Source organism: Mycobacterium sp. TH-M25 (assembly GCF_057473665.1).
In genome coordinates, this window is the sequence record NZ_JBYCLA010000603.1 from 1 (window position 1) to 6,556 (window position 6,556).

At 64.5% G+C, this 6,556-nt stretch carries 5 protein-coding genes; all 5 read right to left on the reverse strand.

Translation table 11 applies throughout. From position 1 onward, the window contains the following. A partial coding sequence (locus tag AC2VOU_RS20050) for a glycoside hydrolase family 71/99 protein (RefSeq protein ID WP_486958935.1) occupies window positions 1-565 on the reverse strand: 565 nt, incomplete at its 3' end. 74 nt (window positions 566-639) lie between these two features. Next, window positions 640-1,074: a hypothetical protein gene (locus AC2VOU_RS20055; RefSeq protein WP_486958936.1), complete on the reverse strand. Its 435-nt coding sequence runs from the start codon at window positions 1,072-1,074 to the stop codon at window positions 640-642. A 9-nt stretch (window positions 1,075-1,083) separates the two neighbouring features. Further along, the gene (locus tag AC2VOU_RS20060) at window positions 1,084-1,470 is read right to left on the reverse strand and encodes a hypothetical protein (protein WP_486958937.1); all 387 of its coding nucleotides are present in this window, start codon (window positions 1,468-1,470) and stop codon (window positions 1,084-1,086) included. A 29-nt stretch (window positions 1,471-1,499) separates the two neighbouring features. Beyond that, the gene (locus tag AC2VOU_RS20065) at window positions 1,500-5,345 is read right to left on the reverse strand and encodes a non-ribosomal peptide synthetase (RefSeq protein ID WP_486958938.1); all 3,846 of its coding nucleotides are present in this window, start codon (window positions 5,343-5,345) and stop codon (window positions 1,500-1,502) included. 137 nt (window positions 5,346-5,482) lie between these two features. Then, on the reverse strand, window positions 5,483-6,556 hold a 1,074-nt coding region (locus AC2VOU_RS20070), incomplete at its 5' end, for a cytochrome P450 (RefSeq protein WP_486958939.1).

A 6,556-nucleotide genomic window follows, 5' to 3' on the forward strand; every position in this document is an offset into this window, starting at 1 on the left:
GCTGTGCCTCAGCGGCGAAGGCGCCCAGGACGGGGCGGCCGTCCGACAGACGAAACGCGGCCGGCGCGTTCAGGTACGGCGCGATCTCGGCGGCGAAGTCCGCCGGGGTCATCGCGCGAAAGGGTCCGGTGACATCGGCGGTAACCAGGATGGTGAAATCTTTCTCCGCAGCTGCGGCCCGGAGTATCAGATCAGTGACATCGGCCTCGGCGCGCGGGGTGAACACATCGACCGCGAATCCGTCGATACCAACGCTTTTAGCTTGACTGATCTCGGTGAGCAGGTCCACCAACTTCCAGTCCGGCCGATCACTGTGGGCCCGGGGCAGGGGCCTGTCCCGCAGAAACCCACCGTACGCAGCGTGCTTGCCGTCTTCACCGCCGGGCGTGAGGTACTCAGTGGCGTAGTAGTCCTGCGATCCGTCTTTGTTGTCGATCGATATCGGCAGGCTCGGCATATAGTGCGCAAACACTTTGCGGGGACTTGGCTGGTCGACCAGGTTGATCGGCAGGTACGGGGTGAACACCGTCGGCAGCGGCGCCGGCGGCCTGGCGTTGTGCGACACCCACGCCACGGTAAGGAGTACTGCGAGCAGCGGTACGCCGACCCATTGGGACGCGCGCCGGGGAACACGCAGTTTCATGACCGACCGCGCATGTGGTTCGGCGAGATGGTCGAACAGTGCGCGGGTTGGCCCACAAATTCCTTGTGGCTGTCATACTTGACCCCGTAGCCCAATGCGAATCCCATTACCGCGCAACCAATCCCGTACAGCAGCGACAGCGTGAGGGTGGCGCTGTAGCGACGGATGGCGGATGACCTTTCCTCAGTCGTGGTGGCAGTGTTGACCGATGTCAGACACAGCGTCAGTGGCGCGGCCGCGCCCAGCAGCCCGAAGCCTGCCTGTGTCATCGGTGTCATCGTGCCACCACTCATCGACGCCAAGACACCGAGCAGCCCGCATGAAACACCGGTGAGCGCGGCAGCCATCGACCGGCTTCGGTCACCGCGACCGACGAACCAGGCAAGAGCGGCGCCCACGACCGAGCCACCGAAGAAGAACAAATTTCCCACGCTGAGACCTCAACACCGCTCTGCGCGGCGAGGATTCGCCGTACGAAGCGCGACCCACATCCCCGTCAGCAGACCGACAACGGCACCGACGAAGAAGGTAGCCAGGACTGCCAAGGATTGCACCGGTGTCGCGGTCGCAGCACGTGTGGCCGCGGCGCTGACACTCCCGGCGGCTCCTCCGGCGGCGAAAAGCACCGTCCTCATGGACGCTCGAATGCAGGCGACGCGCGCGAAGCCGATGAGCACTGCGGCAACCGTGGTGAGAACGAACGTAGCCGCCAGTGAACGTCCAAGGCCGGGCCCTATCGGGTCGACCCAGTGACGTGCCAGGTTTCCGGCGGATGCGCCGGCCACCGTCCAGGCGAGTTCGCGCACGTCATTTCCGGGTGATGTCACCTCGCCGATGACGTCCTGCGTGAAGCGATTCAGTTCGCCGATGCCCTTGCCTTGTGCAGTGATTCGATCATCATCTGCGCCAGCTCCTCGATCAGCGGACGTTCGAGGATGCTGACGTGGTCACCGGCGAGCTGATCCGCGGTCACCGACCCTTTGTGGAAGTCGTCCCAACCCAACAGCTCCGTCTCGGCATCGAACACCGTTCCCCGACTTGCGAACAGGTGCATCGGAGCGTCATGCCCGGGCAGGTGGTAGCGGCTTGCGATCTCAGTGGCGCCGTGATAGTCGAAGTCGCGATGCGGCCACAGCTCGCCACTTCGAAGCAGCCGGCGCCCGACCTCGAGATATTTAGTCAACTGTTCGCGCACGGGCCGGCGGCGTATGCGGCTGAACCGCCATCGCAGCGTCTGGTGCTCCTGTTCCATATGCGCCATCGACGGCGCCAGGCAGTCGATGATGCCCAACCACTCGACGGTCCGACCGGCGTCGACGGCCTGACGTGCGATTTCATAGGCCACGGCCCCGCCGATTGAATAGCCTGCCAGCGCGATCGGACCCTCCGGTTGACGTTCGCAGATCACCGAAAAAGCCTGGCCGGCATGTTGTTCGACGGTTACCGACGCGTCGAACAGACCGTCCGGTTGTTCGGGGATCAGGACGTGCACCGATTGGTCCTCAGCCCACAAGTCCTTGAAGTGCCGGACGCTCACCGCTGAGGCAAGATCGGCGAAAACGAAATGCAGCGGCGATTCGGACGTGACTTCATCTGCGCTAGACGAGCTTTCGACATTGATCAACGCGGCGAGGCCCGCGACGGTCCGGCCGCTGTCCAGGAACGCGGCGAGCGCCGGTGCGGTACCGAACTCCCGCTGCACCCTGAAGATCAGCCGAGCGGCCAGCAGCGAATGGCCGCCGACATCGAAGAAATCGGCGTTGACATCGGTGACCGGTGCGGCCAGCAACCCTTCCCATAATGCGGCGACGCGCCGTTCGGTGTCGTCTCGCGGAAGCGTGTCAGCGGCGCGGTCTGTCACCCGTGGCGCGGGCGCAGGCAGCGCCGCCTTGTTGAGCTTTCCACTCGCCGTCACAGGAAGCTCGCTGATGAACGTCAATGAACTGGGAATCATGTGCTCGGGCAGGCGACGCCGGAGCCAATCACGTGTGTCGGCCTCGCTGGGGCAGCCCGGGTCGTCGACAATGTAGGCCGACAATTGCTTGTCGCCGTTGGGCGCCTCGCTGACAACCACGGCGCACGAGTTCACCCCGGGATGCTCACACAGGGTGGACTCGATCTCGCCCGGCTCGATGCGGAAACCGCGGATCTTGAGCTGGTCGTCGTAGCGGCCGAGGTGCTGCAGCCGGCCGTCAGGCAGGAATCTGCCCCGATCGCCGGTGCGATACATCCGATCACCCGCGTGGAAGGGATCGTCGACGAACCGACGCGCCTGTTCGTCGGGACGATTGTGGTAGCCGCGGGCCACCGCGACGCCGCCGATCGCGATCTCGCCGGGGACTCCGACTGGTTGCAGTCGCCCATTGGGGTCGATGACGTACATCCGCACGTTGGAGAACGGTTTCCCAACCGTGACGGTGTCCCCATCGGCCAGCTTCACGACGGTGTCGATGATGGTTGCCTCGGTGGGGCCGTAGGTGTTCCAGACTTGACCGCACCTCTGCAACAGCGCCTTGGCCAGGCCGTCAGGCATCGTCTCACCGATCGATGCCACTGCGAGACGACTGTCGCCGCTCCATCCCGAGGCAACCAACGCCGACCAGGTGGTTGGCGTAGCCATCATGTAGCTGGCGCCACTGTCGACGATCAGCCGGCTCAGGGCAACGGGTTCCGTCGCCTGCGCGGAGCTGGCCAGAACAAGCCTTGCGCCACTGGCCAACGCGCAGAAAATGTCCCCGAGTGCAACATCGAAGGAGATGGAGGCCACCGACAAGACGGTATCGGCGGCCGTGACGCCCATGTCCGGAAACATGGTGCCCATCAGGTTCGCGACGCTGCGGTGCTCGATGAGCACGCCCTTTGGACGACCGGTCGACCCCGAGGTGTAGATCACATAGGCCAGGTCGCTGGGCGCGACCGCGACAGGACGCGCTCTCGACGACCAGGATTCGCGAATATTGACGACAGTGGCCGCGTCCGCTTCCCATCCAGCAGGCAGGGGGCGATCGGTCACAATCAAGCTCGCGCCGGCGTCGTTGACGCTGAAGCTGTTGCGAGCGCCCGGCTGCCGGGGGTCGAGCGGCAAGAACGCAGCACCGGACTTGAGGATTCCGAGCAGTGTCGCGATCAGATCAGGGGTGCGGTCCAGCAGCACCGCGACAACCGAGCCGGTGCCGGCGCCCGCGTCCACCAACCGTGATGCGATGGCCGCTGCCCGGTCGTCCAGTTGTCGATAAGTCAGGGTGGTGTCGCCGACCTCAACCGCGACCGCTTCCGGCGTACGCTCGACCTGCGCGCTGATGATTTCGTGCACACACTGCGGGTCCGTCGAAACATCCGCTTGAGTAGCCGGATTCCAGTCGAGCTGGCGGTCGCGCTCGTCCATGGTAAGCAAATCATGTTCGCGCATCGGTATTTCGGGCGCGGCCGCGAGCACTTCGAGCAGGCGAACGAAATGCGACAACATCTCGTGCGCCGTCGCCCGGTCGAACAGATCCGTGCTGAAAAAGAACCGTCCCGCGAGGTCGCCCTCGGGCCGCTCGTCCAGCTCGATACTGATGTCGAACTTCGACGATCCCAACGCGTCCCGAACATCGGTTTCCATCAGATGCAGCGACCAGTCATCGGCCGGCGATGTCAACTGCGGCTCGAGCACCAACGACGTCTGGAAAAGCGGATTAGTGCGTGCATCACGTGCCACCCCCAGGGCGCTGACCAGAGTCTCGAACGGCACTGCGTCGCTGAGTGCCTCGGTGACCACCCGACCGGTGCGACCGATCAGCGAGGTGAAGGTTTCCTCCCCCGACACCTCGCAGCGCACGACGACAGGCGTGACCGCGTAGCCGGCGACCGAGAACAGATCACTGCGCTGCCGGAGGTCGTGCGGGGTGCCGAAGACGACCTCGGTGGACTCGCTGTAGAGGTGCAGCCACCATGCGTAGGCGGCAGACAACGCATGGAACAAAGTGCCACCCGCGGCTCGCGACGCGGTACGCAGCGCCTCGACGGTGGCATGGTCGATCGTGAGCGGGATCGTTCCCCCGGCGAAGGTCTGACGCGAGGGTCGCGGATGGTCCAGCGGCAACTGGGTCGAGGTGATGTCCGCCAGTCGATCACGCCACCGCTCGATTCGCTTCGCCGTCTCAGGCCCCCGAACCCAATCGAGTTCCCACTGCGTGTAGTCGCCGTACTGCGCCTCCGGGCGGCGAAGCGCCGACGGCACAGCCGTGGTGTAGCTGCGGTACAGCACAACGAGTTCGGGAAACACGACTCGATTCAGGGTCAGGCCGTCCCAAATCAGATGGTGCAGGCCGATATAGAGCCGATGGTCGTTGTCGGCGATACGGACCAGCCGGGGGCGGATCAGTGGTCCGTTGGCGAGGTCGTAAGGTTTCATCGAGTCGGCGGTGACGATCTCCACGGCGCGCGCAACAGCAGCTGCGGTATCCAGGTCTGAAAAGTCGGAAATGGGGATGTCCACTTCCGTTGGCTCCTGGATGATTTGATGTGGCACTCCGTCGATCAAGTCGAAGGTTGTCCGCAACGCTTCGTGCCGGGCGACCACCTCGGTCAGCGCACGTCGTAGCGCACCGACGTCCAGCGCACCGGTCTTGCGGATCTCGACCACCTCGCTCAACATGCGCGAGTCCGGGGCGAGTTGGCTCTGGTACCACATCTGCGACTGCGAAGCCGAAAGCGGCATTGGACCAGAGACTGTCAACGAGCTGATTGCAGGCGGCTCGCTGACGAGCGGGTTCATACCGGCAGCCCGCACCCGTCGCTCCAAGAGCGCGCGGCGCATTTGACCCAGCCGGGCAGCTTCACCGGTACCTATGCTCGTCATGCCTGCCACCTGATCGGAAGTTTCTCCAGCCCACGAAGCTTGAGATTTGCGCGCCATTGCAGAGGACCGCCCCCCAACTCGAGTTCGGGCAGCCGGGACAGCAGGGTTTCGAAGGCGATCTGGGCCTCGATCCGGCCCAGTGGAGCACCGAAGCAGAAGTGTGGGCCCCAGCCAAATGCTAAGTGCCGGTTGTCTTGTCGGTTCAGGTCGAGGCGATCGGGATCCTCGAAGCGGGCCGGGTCCCGATTGGCCGCGCCCATCAGGACGATCACCGACTGCCCTTGCTCGATGTGCTGGTCGCCGAGAACGACATCCTCGGGTGCAATGCGGGTAGTCTGCTGGCTCGGACTTTCGAACCGCAGCAGCTCCTCGATCGCTGTGGGCATCATCGCCGGATCCCACCGAAGCTGCTCCAACGCCGACGGATTGCGCAGCAGGGTCACCAGGCCGTTGCCGATCAGGTTCGTGGTGGTCTCCATCGCGCCGACCATCGTGATGATGGTGTTGGCGATCACTTCTTCCCGGCTGAGCCGGTCCCCCTGCACTCGGGCCTTACTCAGCAACCCGATCAGTCCGACCGTGGGGGCGTCCGCGCTCTCGGTCAGCGCACGCTCCAGGTAATCGCTCATGTCCGAAGTAGCGCTGAGCACCTCGTCGATACCGTCCGGGTTGTTCTGGAAATTGCCGAGGATCGCGGCGAAAGTCTGCGACCACTCTTTGAGCTGTTCGTGGTCTTGGGTTGGCAGGCCGAGCATTTCGGCGCTGACGATCGCGGGCAGGGGGCCCGCGAAGTCGCTCATCAGATCCATTTCGCCGTAGGCGATCACCCGGTCGATCAAGCCGTTGGCGATGCTGCGGATGTGGTCGCGCAGCGCCTCGACCCGGCGTGCGGTGAACGCGTGTGAGGCGAGCGCGCGGACTCTCCGGTGCGGCGGCGAGTCCATGAAAAGCATTTGCTTGACCATGATCTCGGCCACCGGCTTGAACCGCTCCATGCCGAGCTCGGCCAGCCGGTCGGGGCTCGGGGTGCACTCGGCCCCGAATCGCCCGAGCACCTCGACGACGTCGTC

Excerpts from the sequence above, each read along its gene's own strand:
- AC2VOU_RS20065 (WP_486958938.1), bottom strand. The coding sequence starts at position 5,345 with ATGCCGCTTTCGGCTTCGCAGTCGCAGATGTGGTACCAGAGCCAACTC.